The following is a 26,055-nucleotide window of genomic DNA, read 5'->3' as shown; positions in this document are numbered from 1 at the left end:
CAAGAGTCCGTCAACGCCCGGCTCGGCGCATCCGCTGAGCAGCCACGACGTGGCGCGCGCCAGAGCGGGTCTCCGCGGCGGGCCCCAGGCTCGCGGGGCTGCACATGTGTGCAGGTTCCCATCTGCGCACGGGGCAAGTCGTTGTCCGCGGCGCGGCCGCACCCGAGGGTGAGCGCAGCCTCCGGACGCGACAACGCGGCCGACAGGATCCCGTAGCCACGCAGATCGGAGTTCTCGTGCACGCCTTCCCCCTCGTGCGCCGAGCCGTGGCCGGCGCCGTCGCCGTCGCCGCGCTCCTGGCGCCGGTGGCGGCCGCCGCCCCGGCCTTCGCCGCCGACCCGAAGCCGCTCAGCAGCGGCGACGGCGGTCCCGACGGCGGCCGCACCGCCGCCGACGACAAGCTGACCGACAAGGTTGCCGAGACCCTCGAGAAGCAGCCCGTCGCCGACTTCTGGGTCCGCTTCACGGACGACCCCGCGACCACGGCCGCCCTGGACGCGGCAAGCAAGGTCGGCGACTGGGACGACCGCGGCAAGGCGGTCTACGACGCCCTCACGCACGGCGCCAAGGCGCAGCGCGCCGACGTCGTCGCCGAGCTCGACAAGGAGGGCGTGCGGCACGAGGAGTTCTGGGTCACGAACTCGGTGCTCGTCCACGCGGGCACCAAGGAGCTGGCCACCCGGCTCGCGGCGCACGCGGAGGTCGCGGAGATCCGCGAGACGTCGTCGTTCGCGCTGGACCCGGGCATCAAGCCCAAGCCGGCGCAGGCGCCGAAGGGCGCAGCCGACGCGGGCAGCGAGACAACCGCCGAGTGGGGCATCGCCGAGACGAAGGCCCCGCAGGTCTGGGCCACGGGCGTCGACGGCCGCGGCATCGTCGTGGCGAACCTCGACACCGGCGTCGACGGTGAGCACGAGGCGCTGCAGCACTCGTACCGCGGCTACGACGCGGCCACGGACACGTACCACAACGACTACAGCTGGTTCGACACGGACGGCGCGTGCGCCGGCGACGCACCGTGCGACCGGCGCGGCCACGGCTCGCACACGATGGGCACCATCGTCGGCAGCGCCCCGGGCCACGGCATCGGGATGGCCCCGGGCGCGACGTGGATCGCGGCGAACGGCTGCGACTCCTGCTCGGACGCCGACATGATCAAGGCCGCGCAGTGGCTGCTCGCGCCGACGAAGACCGACGGGTCGGCCGCCGACCCGTCGAAGCGGCCGAACGTCATCAACAACTCGTGGGGCTCCGAGACCCCGTCCACCGAGCCGTTCATGGAGGACATCATCCAGGCGTGGGACGCCTCGGGGATCTTCTCCGTGTGGGCGGTCGGCAACGAGGGCCCGCAGTGCACGACGGGCGGGTCGCCCGGCAGCCGCACACTGACGTACGCGGTGGGCTCTTACCAGCAGAGCGGCCAGATCTCGGACTTCTCCTCGCGCGGCCCCGGGCAGGACGGCGAGACCAAGCCGAACCTCGCGGCCCCCGGCGAGAACATCGTCTCCTCGTGGTACGACGGGTCGTACGCCACCGACTCGGGCACGTCCATGGCGGCGCCGCACGTCACAGGCGCGGTCGCGCTCCTGTGGTCCGCGGTCCCGGCCCTCGTGGGCGACATCGAGGCCACGCGCCAGCTCCTCGACCAGACGGCGATCGACACCGACGACACCACGTGCGGCGGCACCGCCGCGGACAACTCCGTGTGGGGCGAGGGCAAGCTCGACGCGGCCGCGCTCGTCGAGGCCGGCATCCAGGCCGGCGGCGCGGGCATCCTGCGCGGCACCATGACGGCGGCCGACGGCACGCCCGTCAAGGGCGCGAAGGTGACCGCGGCCGGCACGGCCACGCGCACCGCCACCACGAAGGACGACGGCACGTTCCAGCTCCCGCTCCTCGCGGGCGAGTACGACGTGACGGTCACCGCGTTCGGCTACCGGCCGCACGCCGAGCACGTCACGGTCGCGGTGGGCGGCACTGTCGACGCCACGGCGTCGCTGGAGCTCGCGCCCCACCACGCCGTGGCCGGCACGGTGGTGAGCGACGACGACGGCGACGCCGTCGCCGGGGCGACCGTCGCGCTGGACGGCACGCCCGTCCCCACCGTCACCACGGGCGCCGACGGCGCGTTCACGCTGCCCGACGTGCCCGACGGCACCTACCGGCTGACCGTCACCCCGGACGGCTGCCTCACGCCGAGCACGGCGGACCTCACGGTCGATGGCGACGAGACGGTGCCCGTCACGCTGAAGCGCTACGAGGACGCGGGCGGCTACCGCTGCTCGACCTCGGCGGCCGCCTACCGCCAGGGCACCGAGCCGCTGAACCTCACGGGCGACGACAGCACAGCGCAGCTCGACCTGCCGTTCGACGTGCCGTTCTACGGCAGCCTGTACAGGTCCGCCTGGGTCACCACCAACGGCCTGCTGAGCTTCGAGGAGGCGTACGGCGCCCGCTGGAACGAGCCGATCCCGTCCGCGCAGAAGCCGGACGTGTCGATCTACCCGTTCTGGGACGACCTCGTGGTCGACGACGCCTCCTCGATGTGGACGGCCACCAGCACCGTGGACGGGCAGGACGCCTTCACGGTCGAGTGGCGCAACGTGCGGCTCTACAGCGGGGAGGGGCGGTTCAGCTTCTCCGTCACGCTGCTGCGCAGCGGCGACGTCGTCGTCGGCTACGGGCCGGGCACCGGCTCGACGCCCGGGGCCTCGGGCGACGGCGCGACCACCGGCATCGAGGGCAGCGGCGACGCCGGCCTCCAGTACTCCTACGACCAGCCGGTGCTGCACGACGGCCTGCAGGTCACCTACGACCTGCCCGAGTTCGGGTTCGTGGACGTGACCGTGCGCGACGCGAACGACGGGCAGCCGCTCGACGGTGCCGCCGTCACGATCACGCAGGGCGATACCTCGGTGGCCAGCGTCGTCACGGGTGCGGACGGCACGGCCACGCGCCAGGTCCGCCTCGGCGACTACACGGTCCAGGTGTCGCAGGACCGCTACCGGACCGCGCGCCAGGACGTGCACGTGGGCGCCCTGTTCGACCACGTCGCGGTGGACGCGCCGCTCGCCACGGGCGTGGCCGCGCTGACCGCGGACGACGGCGGCTCGGGCACGCCCGGCAGCCTCGAGTGGTCCGGCCGGGCGGGCGACACCCGCACCGGCACGCTCACCGTGAAGAACACGGGGAGCACCCCACTGACGTACGACCTGGCGGAGGTGGGCCGCGACGCGGCATTCCCGATGACCCGCTCGGGCGACGAGGCCGACCTGTCGGCCTGGTCAACGGCCGCGTCACCGGGGGTCTCCGCCAAGGCGGCGGTCGCGACGAGCGCGAAGGGCCTCGACGTCGCGCAGGCACTGACGCCCGAGCAGGTGGGCACGACGTCGTACGGGGACGTGCTGGCGCACTTCCCCGCGACGGGCTCTGGCCCGTGGGGCCTCGGCTTCACGGGCGACCGCCTGTGGGTCGGCGACTACGACTCCACGACCGACACCGAGCACCTGCTCACGGGCGAGACCACCGGCGCGCGCATCTCGGCCGAGTGGCAGCCCGGGACGGCGGCCTTCGACATGGCGTACGACTCCCGCCGGAACGACGTCTGCCAGGTGATCGGCGGCGGCGACCACGCCATCCACTGCTTCGACCCGGCGACGGGGAAGGAGACCCGCACGGTCAGCGGCGACTGGTCGACCGTGCCGCTCATGGGCCTCGCGTACGACGCAGGCCGCGACGTGTACTACGTGGGCAGCTGGTTCAACGGCTACATCGGCACCGTCGCCGGCCCGTCGCACCCCGACGCCGGCACGCTGCTGAGCTACTGCGCCCCGCCCGAGCGGTCCATCGCGGGCCTGGCGTACAACCCGGTGTCGGACACGATCTGGTACGCCGACTCCGTGGGGTCGTACTCGCGCCTGTGGCAGATCGACCCGGCGACCTGCGCCCCGGTCAAGGCGGTCTGGTTCCCCGGCTACCGGGCCTACCAGGGCGCCGGCCTCGAGGCCGACGCGTCCGGCGCACTGTGGGCCGTCGACCAGACGACCAGCGAGGTCGAGCTGGTCGACGTCGAGGACGACACCGCCGCGGACGTGCCGTGGCTGACGCTCTCGGCGACGCACGGCACGATCGAGCCGGGGCAGTCCGCGAAGGTCAAGGTCACGGTCGACGCCGACGCTGCGGGCGCCGGCCGGCACGGCGCCAGCGTCCGCGTCACCTCGGACACCGGCCGCGTGTCGAAGCAGTACGTGCCCGTCACGTTCGACGTGTCGGCGTACGACGTCGGCGTGGACGCGGGCGGCAAGGGGTACACCGACGCGTCGGGGTACCGGTGGGACGCCGACCAGGCGTGGAGCGACGGCTCCTGGGGCTGGACGGGCGGCGGCAAGCCCGCCCAGACGACCCTGACCACGACCAGGCCGGTCGCCGGCACGGACGACGCCACGCTCCTGGCGACGGCCCGCACGTCGCGGGGGGCCACGCTCTCCTACGTGTTCGACGACGCCCCCGCCGGCACGTACGACGTCCGGCTCGGGTTCGCCGAGCTCGCGGGCGCCGCGCCGGGGGCGCGGGTGTTCGACGTGCTCGTCGACGGCAAGCCCGTGAAGTACGAGTACGACGCCGCGGCGGCCGTGGGCGCGCTCACGGCCGACGAGGTCGCCGTCACGGTCAAGCACGCGGCGGGTGACCTCACGGTCGAGCTCGCGGGCGACAAGGGCACCAAGGCGCCCGCGATCGGCTACCTGCGCGTCCACGACGACCCGTCCGCGACGACGACGGGGGCGCCGCCCCCGCTGCCGGTGCGGGCCGGCGACCCGGCGGGTGCCGGCGTCGAGCCGGTCGTCGCCGCGCCCGACTCCGGGCTCCCCGGCCGGTACGCGGTCGCGGAGGGCGCCGACGGGTACCGGACGGGCACGGACGTGCTCGACCTGGCCGGCGACGACACGTCCGCCGAGGTCACGCTGCCGTTCGCGATGCCGTTCTACGACGCCGCCGTGACGGACGCGTGGATCTCCACCAACGGCATCGTGTCGTTCAACGGCTACTGGAACGGCGGGTACAACTCGACGCTGCCGGACTACAACTCACCGGGCGAGACCGTCTTCGCCCTGTGGGACGACCTGGTGGTCGACGACCCTGGGCAGGTCCGCACCGCCACGACCACGGTGGACGGCAAGCAGGCGTTCGTCGTCGAGTGGCACGACGTGGCCTTCTACGGGTTCGGCACGCGGGTCTCGTTCTCCGCCACGCTCGTCGAGGACGGCACGATCGTGCTCGGGTACGGCCCGGGCATCGGCGGGGCCGACCCGGCGAACGGCGCCCACGCGACCGTCGGGCTCGAGAACCCCGACGGCACGGTGGCCAGCCTCTACTCGTACGACGAGCCGAAGCTGCACGAGGGCCTGGCGGTCACGTTCGCGCCGCGGGCGGTCGGCACCCTGACCGGCACCGTCACCGACGCGAACGACCACGGCCCGCTCGCAGGCGCCCAGGTGCACCTGTACCACGACGGGTCCCCGTTCACGTTCGTCGCGGGCAAGGACGGCACCTGGTCCGGGCAGGTCCCGCCGGGCAAGTACGACGTCGTCGTCAGCGCCGACCAGCGGGCGTCCGTGAGCGGCGAGGTCACGGTGACGGCCGGGCAGGAGGCGACGTTCGACGCCGCCCTGACCGCCGGCATCGCATCGCTCCAGGCCGGCGACCTGTCGTGGCTGGTGGGCCCGGGCGGAACGGCGACGGGCACGCTCACCGTCACCAACACCGGCACCGCGCCCCTGGCCGCCGACCTGCGCACCGAGGCGCGCCACGCGGCGCTCCCCCCGCTGCCGCAGGGGTCGCCGTCGGGCGTCCTGGGGCAGTTCAAGCCGGAGTACCCCGATGCGTGGGGCGTGGCGCAGGTGGGCGACCGCCTGTGGCTGTCCGGCTGGGACGACCGCAAGATCCGCGAGTACACGACCGGCGGCACACCGACCGGCCGGGTGTTCGACACGGGCCTGGCCGCCGGGTTCCCCGCCGACCTCGCCTTCGACTCCACGACGGGCGACGTCTGCGCGATCTACACCGGCGGCGACCGTGCCCTGCACTGCTTCGACCCGGCCACGCTGAAGCAGACGCTCACGCTGCGCGACCCGGCCTGGGGCAACGTGGCGTTCCAGGGCCTGGCGTACGACCCGGGCGAGGACGTGTTCTACCTCGGTGGGTGGAACGCGGGCCGCATCGGGCGCATCGCGGGCACCACCCACGAGACGCCGGGCGCCGTCCTCGGCAGCTGCAGTCCGGACCACGACCAGATCGCGGGCCTCACGTTCGACTCGGCCAGCGGCACCCTGTGGCAGACCGACAGTGTGCCGACCGCGACGTCCTCGCTCGTGCGGATCGACCCCGTGACGTGCAAGACGCTCGAGACGCGCACCTTCCCGTCCTCCGCCACGGTGGCGGGCGCCGGGATCGAGCTCGACTCCTCGGGCGCGATGTGGGTCGTGGACCAGATGCTCGGCACGGTGATCCTGGCCGACGTCGGCACCACGCCGGCCGCCGGGCCGACCTGGCTGACCGTGTCCCAGGACCACGTGTCCCTGGCGCCGGGCAAGTCCGCGACCGTGACGGTCACCGCCTCCGCCGCAGACCTCAAGGCCGGGTCGTACGACGCGAGCCTGCTCGTCGCGGCCAGCTCCGGGCGCGTGCGGAACCAACGCGTCCCGGTGCACCTGACGGCGTCGGCCTACCAGGTCGGCGTCGACGCCGGCGGCCCGGGCGGCACGGACGCGGCCGGCTTCACCTGGTCGGCCGACCAGGCGTACGCGGCCGGATCGTGGGGCTGGACGGGCAAGTCCAAGGCCACCACAGGCAAGGGCGACGTCGCCGGCACTGACGACGACGCGCTGTTCCTCACCTCCCGCGAGGCGACCGGGCAGTCGTTCGGCTACACCTTCGACGACACCCCCGCGGGCACCTACACGGTGGCCCTCGGCTTCGCGGAGACCGGGAAGGCCACGAGCCGTCCCGAGGACGTCCTCGTCGACGGCGGGGTCGTGCTCTACCAGCACGACCCGGTCGCGACAGCGGGTGCCGGGACCGCCGACGTGGAGACCGTCACGGTCGTGCACGACGGCGGACCGCTCACCGTCGAGCTCAAGGGCAACAAGGGCGATCTCTCTCCCGCCCTCGCCACGCTCGAGGTGACGCAGGTCCCGGCAGGCTGATCGGGGTCCCATCCACCCCGGTCACCGCGGACGGTGGTCCCTCCCGCCCGGGAGGGGCCACCGTTCGTGCGTCGTGGCCTGAGCCGGGCCGGCGGCCACGACGAGCAGACCGGCGACCGGCTACCAGACGAACGGCACGAGCCGGGCACGCCCCCGCGCGAAGTCCCGGTAGGCGTCGCCGAGCGCCGCGACGAGGGCGTGCTCCTCGACCCGCATCCGGTACACGAGCCCGGCGAGGGCCAGGACGAACGAGCCGGCCAGGCTCACCCAGCTGCCCACCATCACCCCGCAGCCGACGAAGGCGAGCAGCAGGCCGGTGTAGGCGGGGTGTCGCAGCACGCGGTACGGCCCCCGGTCGACCACCCGCTGGTCGCCGGACGTCCGCACCACCGTGGTGAAGTACGACCCCAGCGTCGCGACCGACCACCACCGCAGGAGCACGCCGAGCCAGGCGACGGCCGCACCCAGGGCGAACACCACGGCGCCGCCCCCGATCCGCGCCGAGGGGACGAGCAGCCGACCGACCGGCAGCATCAGGATCGCGGCAAAGAAGACGACCCGGAAGACGACCTCGGATCTGAGGTCGGCGGCCGCGCTGGGGCGACGTCGCAGCGTCAGCAGGAGCTCGGCCGCCAGGAACACGGCGACGCTGGCGTCGAACACGGTCCGCGCGACGTGCGACTGCTCGAGGTAGGGCGCCATCACACGAGCGATCGTCTCAGGCGAACGGGCTTCGAGATCGGGACAGCACTACAGGTCGATCACGACCTTGATGTCGTCGTCGCGCCGCTCCAGCGCCTCGGACGCCCGTACCAGCGGCACACGTCGCGTGACCAGCCGCGCCAGCCAGTCGCGGTCGGCGCGGCCGAGCGCCTCGGCGCCGGCGCGATAGTGAGCGCCGTACGCGTTGACCGACCCGACCACCGCGACGTTCTCCAGCACGATCCCCCGGTTCAGCCCGCCCGCGTCGATGCGCTGCGTGCGCCCCGTCTGCGACACGCCGAGCAGGCACACGATGCCGTACGGGGCCGTCCCGGCCATGGCGTCCACGACGACGGCGCTGGCGCCGGTGCCCTCGAGCACGATGTCAGGCCGCAGTCGCTGCATCACCGCGTCCACGGCTTCCGAGTGGTAGGTGGCGCCCAGGTCGCGCACGAGCTGCGGCTTCGGCCCGTCGGTGGCCAGGTCGAGGACGTGCACCTCCAGCCCGCGCTGGACCCCCAGCAGCGCGCCGAGCAGACCCACCGGCCCAGCACCCGTCACCAGCACCGTCTTCGGCTCGAACCAGGACCGCTGACCGACGAGCTCCACCTGTTCCCACGCCTTCGCCACGACCGAGGCGGGCTCGGTGAGCATGCCCACGTCGGCAAGGGCGGCGTCGACGTGCACCGCGTACTCCGGCTCGACGCGCCAGCGCTCGCTGCCGTACCCGTCGAGCCCCTTGATGCCACGTTCGGTGTACCGGCCGTTGCGGCACATGTCGAAGCGCCCGTGAGCGCACGCGCCGCACGGCACCGGGTCCGGCCGCCGGACGATGCCGGCGACCAGCTCGCCCTCGGCGAACCCGCTGCCCGCCGGCGCCTCCAGGACGCGCCCGAGCGACTCGTGGCCCAGCACCAGCCGGTCGTGGCCCGGGGGCGCCTCGCCGTACGCGCCGCTCACGATCTCCCGGTCCGTACCGCACACGCCCAGGGCGACACCCTCGACGAGCAGCGTGCCCGCGTCGTCGGGCGGGTCCTCGACCTCCACGACCTCGGCAGAGCCGGCCTGGCCCGGCCGGACGGTCAGAGCCTTCATGACGAACCCCCCTCCGGTCTTCCGGTGCGCGTGTGGGCGCCGCCCAGCCGGCGGGCAGCGTTGACCAGGCCGAAGTGGCTGAACGCCTGGGGCGTGTTGCCGAGCTGGCGCCCGAGGGTGGTGTCGTACTGCTCGCTGTACAGGCCGAGGTCGTTGCGCAGGCCGAGCAGCCGCTCGAACAGGTCCGTCGCCTCCTCGGCGCGCCCGGTGCCGTGCAGCGCGTCGGCGAGCCAGAACGAGCAGGCGACGAAGATGCCCTCCTTGCCCGGGAGCCCGTCGACGTCACCGTCGGCGTCGGGCCGGTAGCGCAGCACGAAGCCGTCCTCGGACAGCTCGCGCTGCACGGCTTCGACCGTTCCTACGACACGGGGGTCGTCCCACGGCAGGAACCCCACGCGCGGGATGAGCAGCAGGGCCGCGTCCAGGCCCTGCGAGCCGTAGAACTGCGTGAACGTCCCCCGCTCCGTGTCGAAGCCGCGGGTCAGGACGTCGTCCTTGATGCGCTCGCGCAGGTCACGCCATCGCTCCACCTCGCCGGGCAGGCCGTGCTTCTCGACGGCGCGCACCGCCCGGTCGACGCCCGCCCACGCCATGACCTTCGAGTGGACGAAGTGCCGGCGCTCGCCGCGGACCTCCCAGAGCCCGTTGTCCGGTTGGTCCCACCCGCCCTCGAGGAAGTCCAGCAGCGCAACCTCGACGTGCCACGCCTCCTCCTCCGGCGGGATCCCGGCCTCGCGCGCCACGTGCAGGCAGTCCAGCACCTCGCCCCACACGTCCAGCTGCAGCTGCTGGGAGGCCGCATTACCGACGCGCACCGGACGTGAGCCCTCGTAGCCCCGCAGGCGCTCCAGCTCGTACTCGGGCAGCCGGCGGCCGCCGTCGAGCCGGTACATGATCCGCAGCTCGGCCGGGTCGCCGGCGACGGCGCGCAGCAGCCAGTCGCGCCACGCGCGCGCCTCGTCGACGAATCCGGTCGCGACCAGGGCCTGGAGCGTGAAGGCGGCGTCGCGCAGCCAGCAGAAGCGGTAGTCCCAGTTGCGCACGCCACCCAGGTCCTCGGGCAGCGACGTCGTCGCCGCGGCGGTGATGCCGCCGGTCGGCGCGTAGATGAGCCCCTTGAGCGTGATCAGCGACCGGACGACGGCGTCGCGCCACGGGCCTTCGTAGTCGAGCCGCTCGAGCCAGCGCGCCCAGTAGTCCTCGGTGTCCCGCACGGCCCGGTGGGGGTCCACCGACCGAGGATCCCGGCTCTGGGACGCGGTGTGGGTGAGGACGAACGCGCACGTGTCCCCCGCGGCAAGCTCGAACTCCGCGATCACGTCGTTGTCCCTCACCTGCAGCGGCGCGTCGCTGGTGAAGTGGACGGCGTCGGGGCCGGCGACTGCCCGCACGGAGCGGTGGCGCTCGATCACCCACGGGACGACGTCACCGTAGTCGAACCGCAGGCGGCACTCGCTGCGCACCCGCACCCGCCCGCGGTCGCAGTGGACGATGCGCACCAGGTCTGCGGCGTCGCCGCGCGGCGGCATGGCGTCGGTGACGCGCACGGTGCCGTCGGCGGTCTCCCAGGTCGACTCGAGGACCAGCGTGTCGCCGACGTAGCGCCGGCTCGTCGCGTCGCCCGCACCGACCGGGGCGATGCGCCAGCGGCCGGCGCTCTCGTCGTCGAGCAGGGCCGCGAAGCAGGCCGGAGAGTCGAAGTCCGGCAGGCAGAGCCAGTCCACGGAGCCGTCCCGGCCGATCAGCGCGCCGGTGTGGAGGTCGCTGATGAAGCCGTAGTCCTCGATCTGTGCGCTGGTCGTGGGGCTCACCGTCCCTGGTCGGCTGCGTGTGCCTTCCGGATCAGTCTTCGGTGACCCGGGGGGATCCGCACTCGGGCGTCGTTTGCGCCGCGCCGTCGTCGACGTGACCCACGCCGCAGAGACGGTCGCGGGACCAGGCGTACTGTCACGGCCGTGACCGACCTGCACCGCCCGCAGACCCTGACCATGTACGGCGCCGCCTGGTGTGGCGACTGCCGCCGCTCCAAGCGGCTGCTCGACACGCGCGGCGTCGAGTACGTGTACGTCGACCTCGACGCCGACCCGGCCAAGGCCGACGACGCCAAGGCGATCTCGGGTCGCACGAACATCCCCGTCGTCGTCTTCCCGGACGGCGAGCACTTCGTGGAGCCGACCGACCGGGAGCTGACTGCGAAGCTCGAAGCGGTCGGCCTCTAGGTCAGGTGAGCGCGGCGGCGCCGCGGTCGCGAGGGCGCCCCCGACCTCTGAGGCCCGGGGGCGCGGTCAGCGCGCGAACCGCGCCCGCCCGCGTCCGATCACCGGCGCCAGGAACACGACGAACAGCGCGTAGAAGTCGACGCCGGGGATCAGCACCGCGAGCAGGAACGCGACCGCGAAGAGCCCCGACGCCACCACCGACGCCCGCAGCTCGCGCTGCGTCACCGGGTCGTCGGCGTTCTCGACCGCGGGGTCGCGGTGGATGGCGAAGGCGAGCGCGGTCTGGAACAGCGCCAGCACCAGGATCGTCGCGATGTACAGCCCGCTCGTGAACCGCCCGCTCGGGTACGCCCCGATGATCTCGGTCGGGAACGGCAGCACGACGACGACGAGCAGCCACCCGAAGTTCAGCCACATCAACGTGGTGCTGTAGGCGCGCACGTGCGTGAACAGCCGGTGGTGCACCAGCCAGAACCGCGCGATCACCACGAAGCTGAGCAGGAACGTCCAGATCTGCGACGTGTGCTCGGTGACGACTTGCACGGCCGTGAGCCCTTCGGCGCGGGACTCCCCCACGACGTCGACCAGGGGCAGGATCAGCAGCGTCACGGCGATCGCGGTGACGGCGTCGGTGAACAGGACCAGCCGGTCCGGGTCGCGCTCGATGGTCACGGGCGCCACCGTAGGGTCAGGGAGAGCCGACGACGTGCTCCCACGCAGGGCGCACTGCCCGGCCTGGTCAAGCCGGCCACCTCGCGCCGCACCGTCATACCGTCGTCGTGCGTGCTCATGCCGTCACCCTTCCCCGCGACCAGCTCGCGCACCAGCGCTGTGACCCGCTCCGGGCTTTCCGCAGGGGCGAGGTGCGCGACGCCGTCGAGCACCTCGAACCGGGCGCCGGGCACGGCGGCCACGATCTCCTCGAGCCGTGCCGGGGGCGCGGCACCGTCGTCCGACCCGGCGATCGCGAGGACGGGCCGGTCGATCGGGCCGAGGCGGTCGCGCACGTCGTACGTGGCCAACGCCCGGCAGACGGCGGCGTAGCCGAACCTGTCGGCCGTCTGGAGGCTGCCGAGCAGCCGCAGCACCACGTCGGGCCGGCGTTCCACGAACCCGGGCCCGAACCACCGCTGCGTGGACCCGACCACCTGGGTGGGCGTCCCGGCCGCCTGCACGAGGTCGGCGCGCTCGTGCCACTGGGCGGGCTCGCCGAACTTCGCCGCGGTGCAGATCAGCGCAGCACCGCACAGGCGCTCGGGCACGTCGAGCAGCAGCCGCAGCCCGACGGCGCCGCCGACCGAGACGCCGGCGTACCAGAACGGAGCGCCCGCATCCCCGCGCTCGGCCTGCGCCCGGTCGGCGACGCCGAGCACGGCCTGCGCGAGGTCGGCGATCTCCAGCCCCTCCAGGTCGGCGGGCACCACGCGTGGCGCCGCGCCGTGACCCGGCAGGTCCCAGCCGACGACGTCCACGTCCCCGACCAGAGCACCCACGACGTCCTGCCACAGCGCGGTCACCGACGTGCCCAGCGACGGGCCGAGCACGAGCAGCGGGCGCGACGCGTCCCGCAGCGCGAACGAGAGCGCGCCGAGCACCGGGCGAGCGGTCATGAGCCCTCCTCCGACGCGCGGGTCGCCAGGGCCCCGAGCACGCGGTCGACGATGGCGGGCGCCGCCCCGACGCCGTCGGCGTCCGGGAGCGCGGCCGCCAGGTTGCGGCGGGCCGCCTCGGGGTCGACGTGGAGCCCCTCGAGGAGCTCGGCGCCGGCGGCCGCCGCCACGAGCGCGTGCCGCGCGAGCTGCTGCAGGGCGGGCCACTCGGCGTGCCAGGCGCCGTCGGGCCGCGCGTCGACGGCGAGGCCCGCCGCGGTGAGCACCTGGGCCACGAGCGCCGGGGCCGCGATCGCCGACCGGCGCACGAGCACCGACAGCACGGGGTTGACCTTGTGCGGCATGGCCGACGACGTCCCGCGCCCGGGCGCTGCGGGCTCGCGCAGCTCCCCGACGCCGGGCCGGGTGCCCTGCAGCACGTCGCCGGCCACGTGCCCGAGCGCGGCGCACGCCTCGGCGAACGCGCCCGCGACGCGCACGAACGGCGTGCGGGTCGTGTGCCACGGGCCCGGGCCTACAGGCAGCCCGAGCTCGTCGCCCCATGCCTCGACCAGGGGGAACGGGTCGCCGCCCGCGAGCGCCGCGACCGCTCCGAGCTCGCCCGCCGCGCCCCCGTACGCGAGGGGCAGCACCGACCCGACTGCGTCGAGCAGCCCGGCCGCGGCGGCGAGCCCGGGGGCCCAGACGGCGATCCGCGCGCCGAGCGTGGTGGGCACCGCGGCCTGCGCGAGCGTGACGGCGAGCGCGGGGTCGTCGCGGTGGGTGCGGGCGAGGCGCTGCGCGGCCTGCGCGGCGCGGGTGAGATCGGCGGAGACGGTGGCCGCGGCGTCGCGCAGCACGAGCACGAGCGCCGTGTCGAGCACGTCCTGGCTGGTCAGGCCTGCGTGCACGGCCGCGAGGGCGCCGGGTGCGACCGCCGCGACCTCGGCCCGCAGCCTGGCGAGCAGCGGGATCACCGGGTTGGCGGCGCCGGACGCCTCGCGGGCGACCCGGACGACCAGCGCCCAGGCCGCGTTGTCCGACCCGGAGAGCAGGGAGACGGCGCGGTCGACGCCGTCCCCGGCCCCCGCCGGGGCGAGGCCGAGCCGCTCCTGGGCCCGCACCCACGCGACCTCGGCCGTGAGCATCGCCCGCAGCACCGTGAGGTCGTCGGTGGCGGCCTCGGCCGCGACCGACGATCCCGTGAACAGCAGCCCGTCAGGCACCGACACCGTCCCTCCCGGCGTGCTCGCCGGCGTCGTAGGTGATGAAGACCGTCTCGCTCTCGCCCTGCATGCGCACGTCGAAGCGGAGGGAACCGTCCGGCTCCCGCACGCACAGCAGCGTGTCGCGGCGCTCGGCCTGGAGCGTGCTCAGCAGCGGGTCGGCGTCGAGCGCTGCCGCCTGCGCCGCCGTGTCACCGGGCAGGTAGGCGCGCGTGAACAGCCGGTTCTGCAGGCCGCGGGCGAACAGCACCACCGCGAAGAACGCGGCCCTGCCGGGCTCGGTCGGGCCCGGCTCCAGAGTGCGGAACCGGTAGCCGCCCTCACGGTCGGTCTCGGCGCGGCCCCACCCGGTGAACGTGCCGTCGCGCAGCAGCGACCCCGCGCGCTCGACCACCCGGCCGTCGGGCCCGGCCTGCCAGACCTCCAGGAGCGCGTCGGGCACGGGCGCGCCGGCGCCGTCGGTCACCGTCCCGTACAGCCGGACGGCCCCCGGGGTGCCGGCCTCGACCAGCTCGCTGCCGCGCTCGAACGGCAACGCGAACCCGAAGAACGGGCCGACGGTCTGGCCCGGTGTCGGTGCGAGCGCCATCAGTGCTCCCCCTCCTCGGGCTCGGTCCACGTGCGGTGCGAGCCGGTCAGCACGATGTCCCACCGGTACCCGGTGGCCCACTCGTGGCGGGTGACGTCGTGGTCGTGGGCCGCGATGAGCCTCGCGCGGGCACGAGGGTCCTGGATCGACTGGTAGATCGGGTCGAGCGGGAACAGCGGGTCGCCGGGGAAGTACATCTGGGTGACGGTCCGCTGCGTGAACTCCCGCCCGAACAGCGAGAAGTGGACGTGCGCGGGCCGCCACGCGTTGAAGTGGTTCTTCCACGGGTAGGGGCCGGGCTTGATCGTCTGGAACTCGTACCAGCCGTCGTCGTCGGTGAGCATGCGGCCCAGGCCCGTGAAGTTCGGGTCGATCGGGGCGGGGTGCTGGTCGCGCTTGTGCACGTACCGCCCCGCGGCGTTGGCCTGCCACACCTCCACGAGCTGGCGGCGCACCGGCCGCCCGTCGCCGTCCAGCACCCGGCCGCGCACCACGATCCGCTCGCCGATGGGGGTGCCGTCGTGCTGGGTCGTCAGGTCCGACTCGAGGGGGCTGATGTCCCGCTCCCCGAACACGGGCGCGAACAGCTCGATCGTCTCCGGGTCCACGTGGTGCAGGTCCTTGGTCGGGTGCCGCAGCCGCGAGCTGCGGTACGGCGGCCAGTCGCGCCGCGGCCCCAGCTCCTCCGGCTCGCCGCGCTCGAGGCCATCCGCGTAGGTGTCGTGACCGGCCGCGATCTCCTTCGAGATGCGGTTCTGGCCGTCCTGCGCGGTGTCCGGCACCGTGCTGACCGGCTCGACGACGTCGTCACCCATCCTTCGCGTCTCCTTCGACATCACACGATCGAGCCCCACCCGGTATACCCCTCGGCGAGGTAGCGCCGCCCGGCCTCCGAGGCGCACAGCGTGCGCAGCTCGGCCACCCGCCGCCGGGCCTCGAACGGCGTCTCGCCGGCCGCCGAGTGCAGCATCCGGGTCATCCAGGCCGAGAAATGCTGCGCCCGCCAGACCCGCTCCGAGACCCGCCGCCCGAACTCGTCGAGCACGTCGTCGTCCCCCTTGGCGAACCAGGTGGTCAGCACGTCGTGCAGCACGACGACGTCGGCGAGGGCGAGGTTGAGCCCCTTGGCGCCGGTCGGGGGCACGGTATGGGCGGCGTCCCCGACCAGCAGGGACCGCCCGTGCCGCACCGGCTCGACGACGACGGACCGGAACCGCAGCACCGAGCGCTCCTCGATCGGCCCCTCGACGAGCCGGAACCCGTCGGGGCCGGCCACACGCGCCTGGAGCTGCTCCCAGATGCGGGCGTCCTCCCAGGGGTCCGGGTCCTCGTCGGGGTCGCACTGGAAGTACATGCGCTGGTGGGTGTCGGTGCGCTGGCTGATCAGCGCGAACCCGTGGTCGGAGGCGGTGTAGACGAGCTCGGGCGCGCTCCGGCGCGCTTCGACGATGATCCCGAACCACGCGTACGGGTACTCGTGGGCGTAGGTGTGCCGTTCGGACTCGGGCAAGGTGTGCCGCAGCACCGACCGCGACCCGTCCGCCCCGACCAGGACGTCGGCGCGGAGCTCGTGCTCGTGGCCGTCGACGTCGGTCCACCGGACGCCCGGGTGGCCGGAGTCGCGGTCGAGCACGTCCGTCACGGTGGCCTGCCACCGCACGTCGGTGCCGTCGGCGGCGGCCTGGTTCGCGAGGTCGATGAACACGGCCGTCTGGGGGTACAGCCACACGCTGCGTCCCGCCAGGCCCACGAAGTCGATGCGGTGGTCCTCGCCGTCGAACCGCAGCACGATGCCCTCGTGCTCGTCGCCGTCCTCGAGCACGCGGTCCAGGCCCGCCGCGACGAGCGCGTCCACGGCGCCCGCCTCGAGGATCCCCGCCCGGGTCGTGTGCTCGATCTCGTCGCGCGAGCGCGCCTCCAGCACCACGTGCTCGACGCCGTCGCGATGCAGCAGGCGGGACAGCAGCAGGCCCGCGGGCCCGCCCCCGACGATGGCGACGCGCGTGCGCTCCACGGTTACCCGGCCCTCCCCAGGGCCAGGCCGAGCATGTCCTCGAGCTCGGCGTGGGTGAGGCCGTACCTCTCGACGACGCGGGCGCCGTCGGCCCCGACGTCGATCACGGCGAGCTCGGTGTAGACGCGGGAGACGCACGCGACGCCGGTGAGCGGGAGCGTGCACCGCTCGACCAGCTTGGGCGCCCCCTCCTTGGTGAGCAGGGTCATCATGACCCAGGTGCGGCGGGCGCCGACGGCCAGGTCCATCGCCCCGCCGACGGCGGGGACGGCGTCGGGCTCGCCCGTGGACCAGTTCGCCAGGTCGCCGGTGACGGAGACCTGGAACGCGCCCAGCACGCACACGTCGATGTGGCCGCCGCGCATCATCGCGAACGAGTCCGCCTGGTGGAAGTACGACGCGCCCGCCAGCTCCGTCACCGGAACCTTGCCCGCGTTGACCAGGTCCGGGTCGACGTCGGCGCCTCGGGCCGCAGGGCCCATGCCGAGCATCCCGTTCTCCGTGTGGAGGGTGACGTCGGAGTCGCGCGCCAGGCTGTCGGCCACGAGCGTGGGCAGGCCGATGCCGAGGTTGACGTAGGCATGGCGCGGGACGTCGGCGGCCACCCGGGCCGCCAGCTCCTCCCGCGTCAAGGCTCCGGTCGTGGTCGCCATCATGCGGGCACCTCGCCCCGCTGCCGCTCGTGAGAGCGCCCGCTGCCGAGTGCGACGACGGCGTCCACGTAGATCCCGGGCGTCACCACGACCTCCGGGTCGAGGCCGCCGGTGGGTACCACCTCGGCGACCTGGACCACGGTCCGGCGCGCGGCCGCGGCCATGACCGGGCCGAAGTTCCGCGCCGTCTTGCGGTAGACCAGGTTCCCGGCGCGGTCGGCACGATGGGCGCGCACCAGCGCGAGGTCCGCGTGGATCGGCAGCTCGAGCACGAGGTCGACGCCGTCGATCCGCCGCGTCTCCTTGCCCTCGGCCAACGGCGTGCCGAACCCGGTCGGCGTGAAGAACGCGCCGATCCCGGCGCCGGCCGCGCGGATCCGCTCGGCCAGGTTGCCCTGCGGCACCAGCTCGAGCTCGATCTCCCCGGCCCGGTAGGCGGCGTCGAAGTGCCACGAGTCCACCTGACGCGGGAACGAGCACACGATCTTGCGCACCCGCCGCTCCTGGATGAGCCGGGCCAGCGGGTCGTCGCCGTTGCCGGCGTTGTTGCTGACGACGACGAGGTCCGTGGCGCCCTGCTCGAGCAGCGCCTCGACCAGGTCGACGGGCTGCCCGGCCGGGCCGAACCCGCCGATCATCACGGTCGACCCGTCCGGCACGTCGCTCAGCGCCTCGAGCGGCGTCGCGGCGACCCGCACGCGTGTCATCCGGCCCTCCTCCTGCCGCCGAGCACGTCCTCGTTCTCCAGCACGAGGGCGAGCCCCTGCCCGACGCCGATGCAGATCGCGGCGACACCCCAGCGCTCGCCGGACTCGCGCAGCCGCTTGGCGAGGGTGCCCAGGATGCGGCCGCCAGAGGCGCCGAGCGGGTGCCCGATCGCGACCGCGCCACCGCGCGCGTTGACCACGTCGGGGTCGACCTTCCACGCGTCGATGCACGCGAGCGCCTGCACGGCGAACGCCTCGTTGAGCTCGACGGCGCCGACGTCGGACCAGTCGATCCCCGCGCGCGCCAGCGCCCGGTTCCCCGCCTCCACCGGCGCGAGGCCGAACCGCTGCGGCTCCAGCGCCATCACGCCCCGGCCTGCCACGCGGGCGACCGGCTCGGCGCCGACGGCCGCCGCCGCGGGCCCGGAGCCGAGCAGCACCGCGGACGCCCCGTCGTTCAGCGGCGAGGCGTTGCCCGCGGTGATGGTGCCGTCGGGGCGGAACGCCGGCGCAAGCTTTGCGAGCACGTCCGGGGTCGTCGCCGGGCGGATGGTCTCGTCGCGGGCGACGTCGTCGAGCCGGCCGCGTCCCGTGGACATGGTGACGGGCACCACCAGGTCGTCGTAGAACCCGGCCTCCCACGCGCTCTGGGCCAGCCGGTGCGAGCGCGCAGCGAACTCGTCCTGCCGCTCGCGCGAGATGCGGAGCTCAACGGCGAGCTGCTCGTTGGCCTCGCCCAGCGAGACGGTCCACTCGGCGGGCATGCGGGGGTTGACCAGCCGCCAGCCGAGCGTCGTCGAGACGGCCGTGACGTCGCCGTGGGGGTAGGCGCGGTCGGGCTTGGGCAGCACCCAGGGGGCGCGGCTCATGGACTCGACGCCGCCGGTGAGCACGAGGTCGGCGTCGCCGGTCTCGATCGCCCGCGAGCCCATCATCGCGGCATCGAGCGAGGAGCCGCACAGCCGGTTCACCGTGGTCCCGGGCACCGAGACGGGCAAACCGGCGAGAAGGGACGCCATGCGGGCGACGTTGCGGTTCTCCTCGCCGGCGCCGTTCGCGTTGCCCCACACGACGTCGTCGATGCGGCCCGGGGCGAGCGCCGGGTTCCGCTCGAGCAGCGCCGCCATCACGTGCGCGGCGAGGTCGTCGGGGCGTACGCCCGCCAGCGCACCACCGAGCTTGCCGAACGGGGTTCGGACGGCGTCGTACACGTAGGCGTCGCGCATCGTCGTCACCGGACCCGAGCCAGGTCGGCCTCGATGGCCGCGGCGGCCTTGAGCAGCGAGGGCAGGACGTGCTCGAGCAGCTCGCCGACCTCGCCACGCCGGACGGGCGCCGAGACGTTCACTGCGGCGACGACGCGCCCCGTGCCGTCGCGCAACGGTGCCGCGACCGAGCGCAGGCCGTCCTCGAGCTCCTGGTCCACCAGGACCCAGCCCTGGTCGCGGACCTGGCCGAGCGCGGCGCGCAGCGCGTGCGGGTCGGTGATCGTCCGCGAGGTCAGCGCTTCCAGCGGGGTGGCCTCGAGGTACGCGTCGAGCGCCGCGCCGTCCGCGTCGGCGAGCAGGCACCGGCCCATCGACGTCGCGTACGCGGGGAACCGCGTGCCCACGTGGATGGCGGCGCTCATGATCCGCCGGGTCGCGACCCGGGCGACGTAGACGATGTCCGGCCCGCTCAGCACGGCGACCGACGTCGACTCCCCGACGTCGTGCGAGAGCCGCTGCAGGTGCGGCGTCGCGATCTCGGGGAGCGAGAGGCCGGACAGGTAGGCATACCCGAGGTCGAGGATCGAGGGCAGCAGCCGGAACTCCCGCCCGTCGGAGCCCACGTACCCGAGCTCGACGAGGGTGTGCAGGAACCGCCGCGCCGACGCGCGCGAGAGCCCGGTCTCGCGGGCGACCTCGCTGAGCGTCAGCGCCGGGCGCTCGGCCCCGAACGCCCGGATCACCGCCAGGCCGCGCTCCAGCGACTGGACGAACTCGCCCGCGTGAGCGATGTGGTTGGCCCCGGCAGCCCCGCCGGGTCGAGGCTCCGTCATCCCGCGCTCCGTCGGGTTGCCGTGGGTGACCACCTACCGAACATGTGTGCTCACAGAGAACGTAGCCACGGTCACTCGGCCGCGTCAACGACAAGCCCTCTCCCTTTCGGCGTCGCATTTGCTCGCGGTTCGGCGCGCAGAACGCCAGCAGGTGCGACGTCGAAAGGTGGGACACTCGGGTCTGTGCGCATCACGGCCAAGATCGACTACGCCGTCCGGCTCTGCGTCGAGCTCGCGTCCCGGTACGACGACGGCTCGTACGCCAAGTCGGACGAGCTCGCGGCGGCGCAGCAGATCCCGGTGAGCTACGTGCTCGGCATCCTCAACACGCTCAAGCAGACCGGGCTGGTCGAGACCCGGCGCGGCGCCGACGGCGGCGCCCGCCTTGCCGCTCCCCCGGCCGAGATCGCCGTGGCCGACGTGATCCGCGCGATCGACGGCCCGCTCGCCAGCGTCGGCGGCCGGCACGTCGAGGACGTCGCCTACCCGGGCGCCTCGGCGCCGGTGCGGGATGTGTGGGTCGCGCTGCGCGTCGCGATGCGCTCGGTGCTCGACGTCGTCACGCTGGCGGACGTCCTCGCCGGTGAGCTCCCGGCGCCCGTGGGCGCACTGCTCGCCGCCGACGACGCATGGCGCACGCGCCCGAACCGCCGGGACGTCGTGCGCGCGGCAGCGCGCGCCGCCGACTGAGCCCTCCCCGCGCGACTCTCCCCCGAAGGCACCCCGCGGGTGCCTGGCTGGCTCAGACCGCCCGGCCGCTGCCCACCGGGACGCGCTCTGCCGCCGCGACGACGCGTCGCGGTCGGCAGCGCCGCCTTGATGTTCAATACCAGCGGCGATGACAACAGAGCCACCGGCGTCGAAGCATTGTCGCTGAACTCCTCTGGTTTCTGGAACACGGCCGTCGGCGACCAGGCCCTGTTCTCCAACTCCGGCCCCGCTCCCGGTTCAGGGGACATCCTCGGCGTCGGAAATACCGCAACCGGCCACATGGCCTTGTTCTCCAACACCACCGGCCACGGCAACGTCGCCCATGGCATCCAGGCCCTGTCCTCCAACACCACCGCCAGCAACGGCACCGCGCTGGGCAACTCGGCGCTGTTCAGCAATACCACCGGGCAAAGCAATACGGCGTGCGGTGTGCATGCGTTGGTCCTCAATACCACTGGCGAGAGGAACACCGCCCTCGGCAGGTTGGCTTTGTCCAGCATCGTGACAGGCAGCGGGAACACTGCTGTCGGTGTGGACGCTGGTGCGTTCGCGGACGCGACATCGGGCACCTTCATCGGTGAAGGTGCCGGCGCCTTCTTCCCGGTCAGGAACAGCGCTGCCCTCGGCTCTGCCGCCAACGTCACCGCCGATAATCAGGTGCGCATCGGCGACACCCTCGTGACTTCTATCGGCGGCCAGGTCAACTTCACACCCTTCTCGGACAGAAGGTAAAAGAAGAACGTCAGCGAGAATGTTCCGGGCCTGGCATTCATCGAGAAGCTTCGCCCCATCACCTATACCGTGGACGTGGAAGGCCTTGACGCAAGGCTCAAGGCATTGCGCCCGCAGCGGCGCGCCTCTGCGACTCCGCCCGCAAGCGCTGCACCTGTTCGAAACCTGCATGGCGAAGTGCGTGCTTCAGTTCTGCTTCCGGTCGAGGAACTCCAGGCGAGGGTCGACACGATCGAAGAACGCAGAGCCAAGGAGGACAAGGCAAGGATCGTGTACACCGGCTTCGTTGCCCAGGAGGTCGAGCGGGCCGCCAAGGAGCTGAACTATCCCTTCAGCGGGGTGGACGCACCGAAGAACGAGAGCGACTTCTACGGTCTGCGCTATGCGGAGTTCCTCGTGCCGCTGGTCAAGGCAGTACAGGAGCTGCATGCAGAGAACGCACGACTGAAGGGGGACCTGCGTGCGCTGAGAGAGCAGGTTGACAAGGTCACGAGAGAAGGGCGCTAGTCGCTACCCGGCCCCGATCGAGGCCAGCAGCTCGGGAGTGAGGAACGCCGTGTGCGTCCCGGCCGAGCCGGCGGCCCACGCCCCCGCGATCGAGCCGGCGCGCCCCGCCGCGGCATAGCCGTCGCCGGCGAGCAGCCGGGCCAGGAACGCCGCCGCGTAGGAGTCTCCGGCGCCGTTCGAGTCGACGACAGGTCGGTCCGGGAAGGTCACGGGTGGCACCCGCACCGGCGCCTCGCCCCGGGGGTAGATCGTCGAGCCACGCGCCCCGTGCGTGATGACGACGACACGGGCGCGCCCGTCGGCGAAGATCGCGTGCGCGGCCGCATCCGCGGCACCGCCTGCGGCGTCGTCGGGGTGGTCCGCGAGGTGGGCTGACGACAGGAACACCAGGTCCGCGGTGAGCGCGAACTCCCGATGGTGCTCGTTCTCGCCGTCCCAGTCCTGCAGGTCGGTCGACGTGAGCGTGCCCGCGGCGACGGCGTCCCGCAGCGGGTGGCGGGCCCAGTTCACGATCGACGCGTGCACCAGCCGGGCCTCCCGGACCTCCGCTGCCCACAGCTCACCGGGCGGCACGTACTCGTTCGGGTGCCGCGGGTCGTAGAACGAGAGGCGCGCGCCGTCCTCGGCCACCAGGTTCACCGACCTCCGCGTTCCCGACTCGTGGACGTCCGCGATGAGCTCGACGGGCGACGCCGCATACCGGCGCCGCACGAGGTCGCCCTCGGCGTCGTCGCCGATGACCTCGAGGATCGCGGTGCGCAGGCCCATGGCCGCGCAGCCCAGCGCGACGCCGTTGCCGGGGTGCGCGACGTACGTGTGGATCGGCGGCACCACGACGCTGTCGCGCGCGGGCAGGGGCAGCTGCCCTACGCGCACGATGTGGTCGACGCCGATGCCGCCTGCCACGAACACGTCGCGAGCCATCCCCTGCTCCCTCCGCTCGACTCCGTCCCGGGCAGCGTAGTGGCGGCCTCACCTTCCCCGCGCGGGCCGCCGCCCGGGACGCATCAGCGGAGCGCTGCGCCTGCCGCGCGCAAATCCGCGAACGCCGCGAGCGTGTGCGACGCCAGGTCACCGTCGACGTCGGACTCTGACGACGCTGCAGGGCGAAGGCTTCACCCTGAGCGAGCTGGAGTCCTCACCTCCGCCGCGGGCCCCGCATCGCCGTCGCCGTCACCCCCGCCGTTCTCCGGAGCCCAGCGGAGCAGGTCGCCCGGCTGGCACTCGAGTGCCTCGCACGACGCCTCGAGGGTGGTGAAGCGGACGGCCTTGGCCCGCCCGTTCTTGAGCACGGCCAGGTTCGCCGGCGTGATCCCGACGCGCTCGGCGAGCTCCCCCACGGCCATCCTGCGGCGCGCGAGCAGCACGTCGATCTCGACGACGATCGGCATCAGATGACCTCGTCGAGCTCGGCGTGCAGCGCGGCGGTCTCGGCGTCGAGCTCGACAGCACGGATCAGCAGCGCCCGCAGCACGACGACGAGAAGCGCGGCGCCTGCCCCGCCGACCGCCGCGCCCATGACGGCCAGCATCGCGCCGGGCTGCACGGCATCGGCCGCGACGAGCGCGAGCGCCGTCGCCGCGGCGGCCGCGACGGCGATCGCGTCGACGTACCGGAACGCGTCGCGGCTGAACACGGTCGACCGGTCGACCATCGTGAGCAGTCTCCAGACGCACACCATGGCCACCTGGAGGGTGCCGATTCCGAGGAGTGTCATCACGAGGATCGGTGCACGGAGGTAGACCCCCTCGGGGTAGGTGCGGGCGAGGTCGCGCTACGGTCGAACCAACTTGTGCGAGCGTCTCGCCCCGGCCAGGCCTGCGCCGACGATCGCGCCGAGGATCGTCGCCATGCCGTGCATGTCGCCCGTGACCCAGAGCACCACCGCCAGGACGAGCGCGACGGGCGCCGCCCAGCGCAGGTCGCTGCGTCGGACCAGCGCCCATCCCGCCGTGGCCCCGAGCAGCGCGAACGTCGCGCCGGAGCTGCCCGCGGTCGTCGTGCCCGACAGTGCCGCGATCCCGTTGAGCACGATGGCCGCACCCCAGAACACGCCCGTCGCCCACCCGGTCTTGAGCACCTTGGACACGAACAGGATGGCGAGCCCGAGCACGACCAGGTTGAACACCGTGCCGGCCACGCCGCCGTCCTGCACGACCGTGCCCGTCACGAGGCGCCAGACCTCGCCCTGCGCGATCGCCTCCGGCTCGACCCGCAGCGCCTGCTCGACCGCCGGCCAGATGAGCCCGGCCACGGATCCGACCAGCACCGGCAACCCGATCCGGAGCCCGAGCGCGACCGGAGCGAAGGGTGTCCGCAGCTTCCGGCGCGGCGCCGCGGCCGCCGCCACCAGCAGCAGCACGGCGAGCGCGCCGAGGGCGATCATCTGGAGCACGTGCTACCTCCGCAACGAGTCGATCTCCCGCGATCCTTCGCGCTCTTCGACGCTATCCCCGCCGGGAGAGCCTCGCCGCCTGCGTGAGCAGGTGCGTCCGCTCGGCGGCGCTCGCCGCGGCGTCCGCCGCGACGGCGTACAACCGCGCGGCCGCGGCGCGGTCCCCCGCCCGCTCGTGCAGGTAGGCGGCGGCCGCCTGGCGGCGCGGCAGGCCCGCGTCGAGCGCCTCGACCAGCCGCAGCCCGGCGAGCGGCCCGTCCACGTGCCCGACCGCCACCGCGCGGTTGAGCGCGACCGCCGGGTTGCCGGGCGTGAGACGGGTCAGCTCGTCGTACCACTCGAGGATCTGCGGCCAGTCGGTCTCTGCGGCCGAGGCCGCGTCGTCGTGCAGCGCGGCGATTGCGGCCTGCGCCTGGTACTCGCCGAGGCGGTCACGGGCGAGCGCCGACTGCAGCAGGACGACGCCCTCCGCGATCATCGCCGTGTCCCACCGCGAGCGGTCCTGCTCCGCCAGCGGCACGAGCTCGCCGGCAGCGCCGCGGCGGGCGGCCCTTCGCGCATGGTGCAGCAGCATGAGGGCGAGCAGCCCGGCTGCCTCGGGGTCGTCGGGCATCGAGGCGAGGAGCTGGCGCGTGAGCCGGATCGCCTCCGCAGCGAGGTCCACCGCGCCGGTGAACCCCTCGTTGAAGATCAGGTACAGCACGCGGAGCACGGCGCGGGCGTCCCCGGGCGCGTCGAACCGCGCGCCGGCCAGGGTGCGCTTGGCGCGAGAGATGCGCTGCGCCACCGTCGCCTCGGGAACGAGGAACGCCTGGGCGATCTGCGCCGTCGTCAGGCCGCCGACCGCCCGCAGCGTGAGCGCGACGGCGGACGCCGGCGTGAGCGCGGGGTGACAGCACCGGGACAGGAGCAGCAGCGTGTCGTCGGACTGCTCGGTGGGTCCGGGCGGCGGCTCGAGCGACACCTTGACCTCGCGCAGCGCGCGCGACGACGCCGCCCGGCGCGCGTCGAGATACTTGCGCCACGCGACGGTGACCAGCCACCCCTTCGGGTCGTCCGGTGCAACGCCGTCCCCGTGGCGCACCGCCTCGACCAGGGCGTCCTGCACGGCGTCCTCGGCCGCGGCGAAGTCGGCTCCGCGGCGGACGAGGACGCCGAGGACCTGCGGCGTCAGGCCCCGCAGGAGCTCGGAGTCGATCACTCGACCACCGACGGCTCGCCGAGGAACGGCCGCACCTCGATCCACTCGTGCAGTGGCTTGCTCCCCGGCCCGGGCGCTGACGACAGGTACGCCGCCGCCTCGTACGCCGCGTCGGTGGACTCGACGTCGATTGCCATCCAGCCGGCGATGAGGTCCTTGGTCTCCGCGAACGGGCCGTCGGTGACGGGCGGCTTTCCCTCGCCGCCGTAGCGGACGAACGCGCCCTGGGGCGAGAGCGCCTCGGCACCCACGAACTGGCCGCGCTCCTTCAGGTCCTCGATCATCCGGTCCATGAACGCCATGTGGGCGGTGATCTCCTCGGGCGTCCACTGCTCCATCGGCGCCTCGGCGTTCGGGTGCTGCTTCGGGCCGCCGCGGTAGTGCTTGAGCAACAGGAACTTGGTCATGGGTCCATCCTCCGGTCCGGGGCGGCGATCTGCCGCCGACGCTCCTGGGACGGAGCCGCCACCGC

General features: G+C 73.6%; 24 protein-coding genes. 5 read left to right on the top strand and 19 right to left on the bottom strand.

Annotation, left to right across the window (positions count from 1 at the left end):
* The first annotated feature begins 236 nt into the window (after nt 1-236).
* The gene (locus ACO4JP_RS08380) at nt 237-7,202 is read left to right on the top strand and encodes a carboxypeptidase regulatory-like domain-containing protein (protein ID WP_425956920.1); all 6,966 of its coding nucleotides are present in this window, start codon (nt 237-239) and stop codon (nt 7,200-7,202) included.
* Nucleotides 7,203-7,322: 120 nt separating this feature from the next.
* On the opposite strand, the gene ACO4JP_RS08375 is transcribed toward ACO4JP_RS08380, so the two are convergent.
* The 3 genes from ACO4JP_RS08375 to ACO4JP_RS08365 are packed head-to-tail and all read right to left on the bottom strand — an operon-like array spanning nt 7,323 to nt 10,810.
* Entirely contained in the window at nt 7,323-7,904 is a 582-nt protein-coding gene (locus ACO4JP_RS08375; protein ID WP_425956919.1) for a methyltransferase family protein, read from the bottom strand.
* Nucleotides 7,905-7,952: 48 nt separating this feature from the next.
* Nucleotides 7,953-8,999 (bottom strand): glucose 1-dehydrogenase, encoded by a 1,047-nt coding sequence (locus tag ACO4JP_RS08370; protein ID WP_425956918.1) that lies wholly within the window; start codon nt 8,997-8,999, stop codon nt 7,953-7,955.
* Nucleotides 8,996-10,810 carry a glycoside hydrolase family 15 protein gene (locus ACO4JP_RS08365; RefSeq protein ID WP_425956917.1) on the bottom strand — a complete coding sequence of 605 codons (1,815 nt, stop codon included), beginning with the start codon at nt 10,808-10,810 and terminating at the stop codon, nt 8,996-8,998. Before ACO4JP_RS08365 ends, ACO4JP_RS08370 begins: the two co-directional genes overlap by 4 nt.
* Nucleotides 10,811-10,987: 177 nt before the next feature.
* On the opposite strand from ACO4JP_RS08365, the gene ACO4JP_RS08360 reads away from it, so the two are divergent.
* The gene (locus tag ACO4JP_RS08360) at nt 10,988-11,218 is read left to right on the top strand and encodes a glutaredoxin family protein (protein ID WP_425957074.1); all 231 of its coding nucleotides are present in this window, start codon (nt 10,988-10,990) and stop codon (nt 11,216-11,218) included.
* 66 nt (nt 11,219-11,284) lie between these two features.
* Here the strand turns inward: ACO4JP_RS08360 and ACO4JP_RS08355 are convergent, their stop codons facing one another.
* The 10 genes from ACO4JP_RS08355 to ACO4JP_RS08310 are packed head-to-tail and all read right to left on the bottom strand — an operon-like array spanning nt 11,285 to nt 20,037.
* Nucleotides 11,285-11,890 (bottom strand): TMEM175 family protein, encoded by a 606-nt coding sequence (locus tag ACO4JP_RS08355; protein ID WP_425956916.1) that lies wholly within the window; start codon nt 11,888-11,890, stop codon nt 11,285-11,287.
* Complete coding sequence (locus tag ACO4JP_RS08350) at nt 11,887-12,828, bottom strand: alpha/beta fold hydrolase (protein ID WP_425956915.1); 942 nt, start codon at nt 12,826-12,828, stop codon at nt 11,887-11,889. The genes ACO4JP_RS08355 and ACO4JP_RS08350 overlap by 4 nt, the downstream gene beginning before the upstream one ends.
* Nucleotides 12,825-14,039, bottom strand: coding sequence for a lyase family protein (locus ACO4JP_RS08345; protein ID WP_425956914.1), 1,215 nt, complete (start codon nt 14,037-14,039; stop codon nt 12,825-12,827). The genes ACO4JP_RS08350 and ACO4JP_RS08345 overlap by 4 nt, the downstream gene beginning before the upstream one ends.
* Nucleotides 14,026-14,622, bottom strand: a complete 597-nt coding sequence (gene pcaG / locus ACO4JP_RS08340; protein ID WP_425956913.1) for a protocatechuate 3,4-dioxygenase subunit alpha — start codon at nt 14,620-14,622, stop codon at nt 14,026-14,028. Before pcaG ends, ACO4JP_RS08345 begins: the two co-directional genes overlap by 14 nt.
* Complete coding sequence (gene pcaH, locus ACO4JP_RS08335; RefSeq protein WP_425956912.1) at nt 14,622-15,437, bottom strand: protocatechuate 3,4-dioxygenase subunit beta; 816 nt, start codon at nt 15,435-15,437, stop codon at nt 14,622-14,624. The genes pcaG and pcaH overlap by 1 nt, the downstream gene beginning before the upstream one ends.
* 20 nt (nt 15,438-15,457) lie before the next feature.
* Nucleotides 15,458-16,636 carry a 4-hydroxybenzoate 3-monooxygenase gene (locus ACO4JP_RS08330; RefSeq protein WP_425956911.1) on the bottom strand — a complete coding sequence of 393 codons (1,179 nt, stop codon included), beginning with the start codon at nt 16,634-16,636 and terminating at the stop codon, nt 15,458-15,460.
* A 2-nt stretch (nt 16,637-16,638) separates the two neighbouring features.
* The gene (locus ACO4JP_RS08325; RefSeq protein WP_425956910.1) at nt 16,639-17,292 is read right to left on the bottom strand and encodes a 3-oxoacid CoA-transferase subunit B; all 654 of its coding nucleotides are present in this window, start codon (nt 17,290-17,292) and stop codon (nt 16,639-16,641) included.
* Nucleotides 17,289-17,996, bottom strand: coding sequence for a 3-oxoacid CoA-transferase subunit A (locus tag ACO4JP_RS08320; protein ID WP_425956909.1), 708 nt, complete (start codon nt 17,994-17,996; stop codon nt 17,289-17,291). Before ACO4JP_RS08320 ends, ACO4JP_RS08325 begins: the two co-directional genes overlap by 4 nt.
* Nucleotides 17,993-19,222, bottom strand: coding sequence for a thiolase family protein (locus ACO4JP_RS08315; RefSeq protein WP_425957073.1), 1,230 nt, complete (start codon nt 19,220-19,222; stop codon nt 17,993-17,995). Before ACO4JP_RS08315 ends, ACO4JP_RS08320 begins: the two co-directional genes overlap by 4 nt.
* A gap of 5 nt (nt 19,223-19,227) precedes the next feature.
* A complete protein-coding gene (locus ACO4JP_RS08310; protein ID WP_425956908.1) occupies nt 19,228-20,037 on the bottom strand; it encodes an IclR family transcriptional regulator domain-containing protein in 810 nt (269 codons plus the stop codon).
* A 183-nt stretch (nt 20,038-20,220) separates the two neighbouring features.
* Here ACO4JP_RS08310 and ACO4JP_RS08305 point away from each other — a divergent pair, with 183 nt between their 5' ends.
* From ACO4JP_RS08305 to ACO4JP_RS08295, 3 genes are all read left to right on the top strand, one after another.
* Nucleotides 20,221-20,727 (top strand): RrF2 family transcriptional regulator, encoded by a 507-nt coding sequence (locus tag ACO4JP_RS08305; RefSeq protein WP_425956907.1) that lies wholly within the window; start codon nt 20,221-20,223, stop codon nt 20,725-20,727.
* 129 nt (nt 20,728-20,856) lie between these two features.
* Nucleotides 20,857-21,480, top strand: coding sequence for a hypothetical protein (locus ACO4JP_RS08300; RefSeq protein ID WP_425956906.1), 624 nt, complete (start codon nt 20,857-20,859; stop codon nt 21,478-21,480).
* A 75-nt stretch (nt 21,481-21,555) separates the two neighbouring features.
* Nucleotides 21,556-21,987, top strand: coding sequence for a hypothetical protein (locus tag ACO4JP_RS08295; RefSeq protein WP_425956905.1), 432 nt, complete (start codon nt 21,556-21,558; stop codon nt 21,985-21,987).
* Nucleotides 21,988-21,990: 3 nt separating this feature from the next.
* Here the strand turns inward: ACO4JP_RS08295 and ACO4JP_RS08290 are convergent, their stop codons facing one another.
* The 6 genes from ACO4JP_RS08290 to ACO4JP_RS08265 all read right to left on the bottom strand — a co-directional run bounded on the left by ACO4JP_RS08290 (nt 21,991) and on the right by ACO4JP_RS08265 (nt 25,990).
* Nucleotides 21,991-22,911: a carbohydrate kinase family protein gene (locus ACO4JP_RS08290; protein WP_425956904.1), complete on the bottom strand. Its 921-nt coding sequence runs from the start codon at nt 22,909-22,911 to the stop codon at nt 21,991-21,993.
* Nucleotides 22,912-23,102: 191 nt separating this feature from the next.
* Complete coding sequence (locus ACO4JP_RS08285) at nt 23,103-23,378, bottom strand: helix-turn-helix domain-containing protein (RefSeq protein WP_425956903.1); 276 nt, start codon at nt 23,376-23,378, stop codon at nt 23,103-23,105.
* Complete coding sequence (locus tag ACO4JP_RS08280; RefSeq protein ID WP_425956902.1) at nt 23,378-23,704, bottom strand: DUF2975 domain-containing protein; 327 nt, start codon at nt 23,702-23,704, stop codon at nt 23,378-23,380. The genes ACO4JP_RS08285 and ACO4JP_RS08280 overlap by 1 nt, the downstream gene beginning before the upstream one ends.
* A 57-nt stretch (nt 23,705-23,761) precedes the next feature.
* Complete coding sequence (locus ACO4JP_RS08275) at nt 23,762-24,382, bottom strand: hypothetical protein (protein ID WP_425956901.1); 621 nt, start codon at nt 24,380-24,382, stop codon at nt 23,762-23,764.
* A gap of 52 nt (nt 24,383-24,434) precedes the next feature.
* Complete coding sequence (locus ACO4JP_RS08270) at nt 24,435-25,583, bottom strand: RNA polymerase sigma factor (RefSeq protein WP_425956900.1); 1,149 nt, start codon at nt 25,581-25,583, stop codon at nt 24,435-24,437.
* Nucleotides 25,580-25,990 (bottom strand): YciI family protein, encoded by a 411-nt coding sequence (locus ACO4JP_RS08265; RefSeq protein WP_425956899.1) that lies wholly within the window; start codon nt 25,988-25,990, stop codon nt 25,580-25,582. Before ACO4JP_RS08265 ends, ACO4JP_RS08270 begins: the two co-directional genes overlap by 4 nt.
* Nucleotides 25,991-26,055: the final 65 nt, after the last annotated feature.

The sequence above is a fragment of the Xylanimonas sp. McL0601 genome, assembly GCF_049852175.1.
GTDB lineage: Bacteria > Actinomycetota > Actinomycetes > Actinomycetales > Cellulomonadaceae > Xylanimonas.
This window is presented reverse-complemented; position numbering and strand designations above follow the sequence as displayed.

Coding starts and splice junctions, on each gene's coding strand:
- pcaH (WP_425956912.1), bottom strand. CDS start 15,437: ATGGGTGACGACGTCGTCGAGCCGGTCAGCACGGTGCCGGACACCGCG.
- ACO4JP_RS08370 (WP_425956918.1), bottom strand. CDS start 8,999: ATGAAGGCTCTGACCGTCCGGCCGGGCCAGGCCGGCTCTGCCGAGGTC.
- ACO4JP_RS08310 (WP_425956908.1), bottom strand. CDS start 20,037: ATGACGGAGCCTCGACCCGGCGGGGCTGCCGGGGCCAACCACATCGCT.
- ACO4JP_RS08350 (WP_425956915.1), bottom strand. CDS start 12,828: ATGACCGCTCGCCCGGTGCTCGGCGCGCTCTCGTTCGCGCTGCGGGAC.
- ACO4JP_RS08375 (WP_425956919.1), bottom strand. CDS start 7,904: ATGGCGCCCTACCTCGAGCAGTCGCACGTCGCGCGGACCGTGTTCGAC.
- ACO4JP_RS08315 (WP_425957073.1), bottom strand. CDS start 19,222: ATGCGCGACGCCTACGTGTACGACGCCGTCCGAACCCCGTTCGGCAAG.
- ACO4JP_RS08300 (WP_425956906.1), top strand. CDS start 20,857: ATGTTCAATACCAGCGGCGATGACAACAGAGCCACCGGCGTCGAAGCA.
- ACO4JP_RS08320 (WP_425956909.1), bottom strand. CDS start 17,996: ATGACACGCGTGCGGGTCGCCGCGACGCCGCTCGAGGCGCTGAGCGAC.
- ACO4JP_RS08290 (WP_425956904.1), bottom strand. CDS start 22,911: ATGGCTCGCGACGTGTTCGTGGCAGGCGGCATCGGCGTCGACCACATC.
- ACO4JP_RS08285 (WP_425956903.1), bottom strand. CDS start 23,378: ATGCCGATCGTCGTCGAGATCGACGTGCTGCTCGCGCGCCGCAGGATG.
- pcaG (WP_425956913.1), bottom strand. CDS start 14,622: ATGGCGCTCGCACCGACACCGGGCCAGACCGTCGGCCCGTTCTTCGGG.
- ACO4JP_RS08360 (WP_425957074.1), top strand. CDS start 10,988: ATGTACGGCGCCGCCTGGTGTGGCGACTGCCGCCGCTCCAAGCGGCTG.
- ACO4JP_RS08280 (WP_425956902.1), bottom strand. CDS start 23,704: ATGACACTCCTCGGAATCGGCACCCTCCAGGTGGCCATGGTGTGCGTC.
- ACO4JP_RS08325 (WP_425956910.1), bottom strand. CDS start 17,292: ATGATGGCGACCACGACCGGAGCCTTGACGCGGGAGGAGCTGGCGGCC.
- ACO4JP_RS08265 (WP_425956899.1), bottom strand. CDS start 25,990: ATGACCAAGTTCCTGTTGCTCAAGCACTACCGCGGCGGCCCGAAGCAG.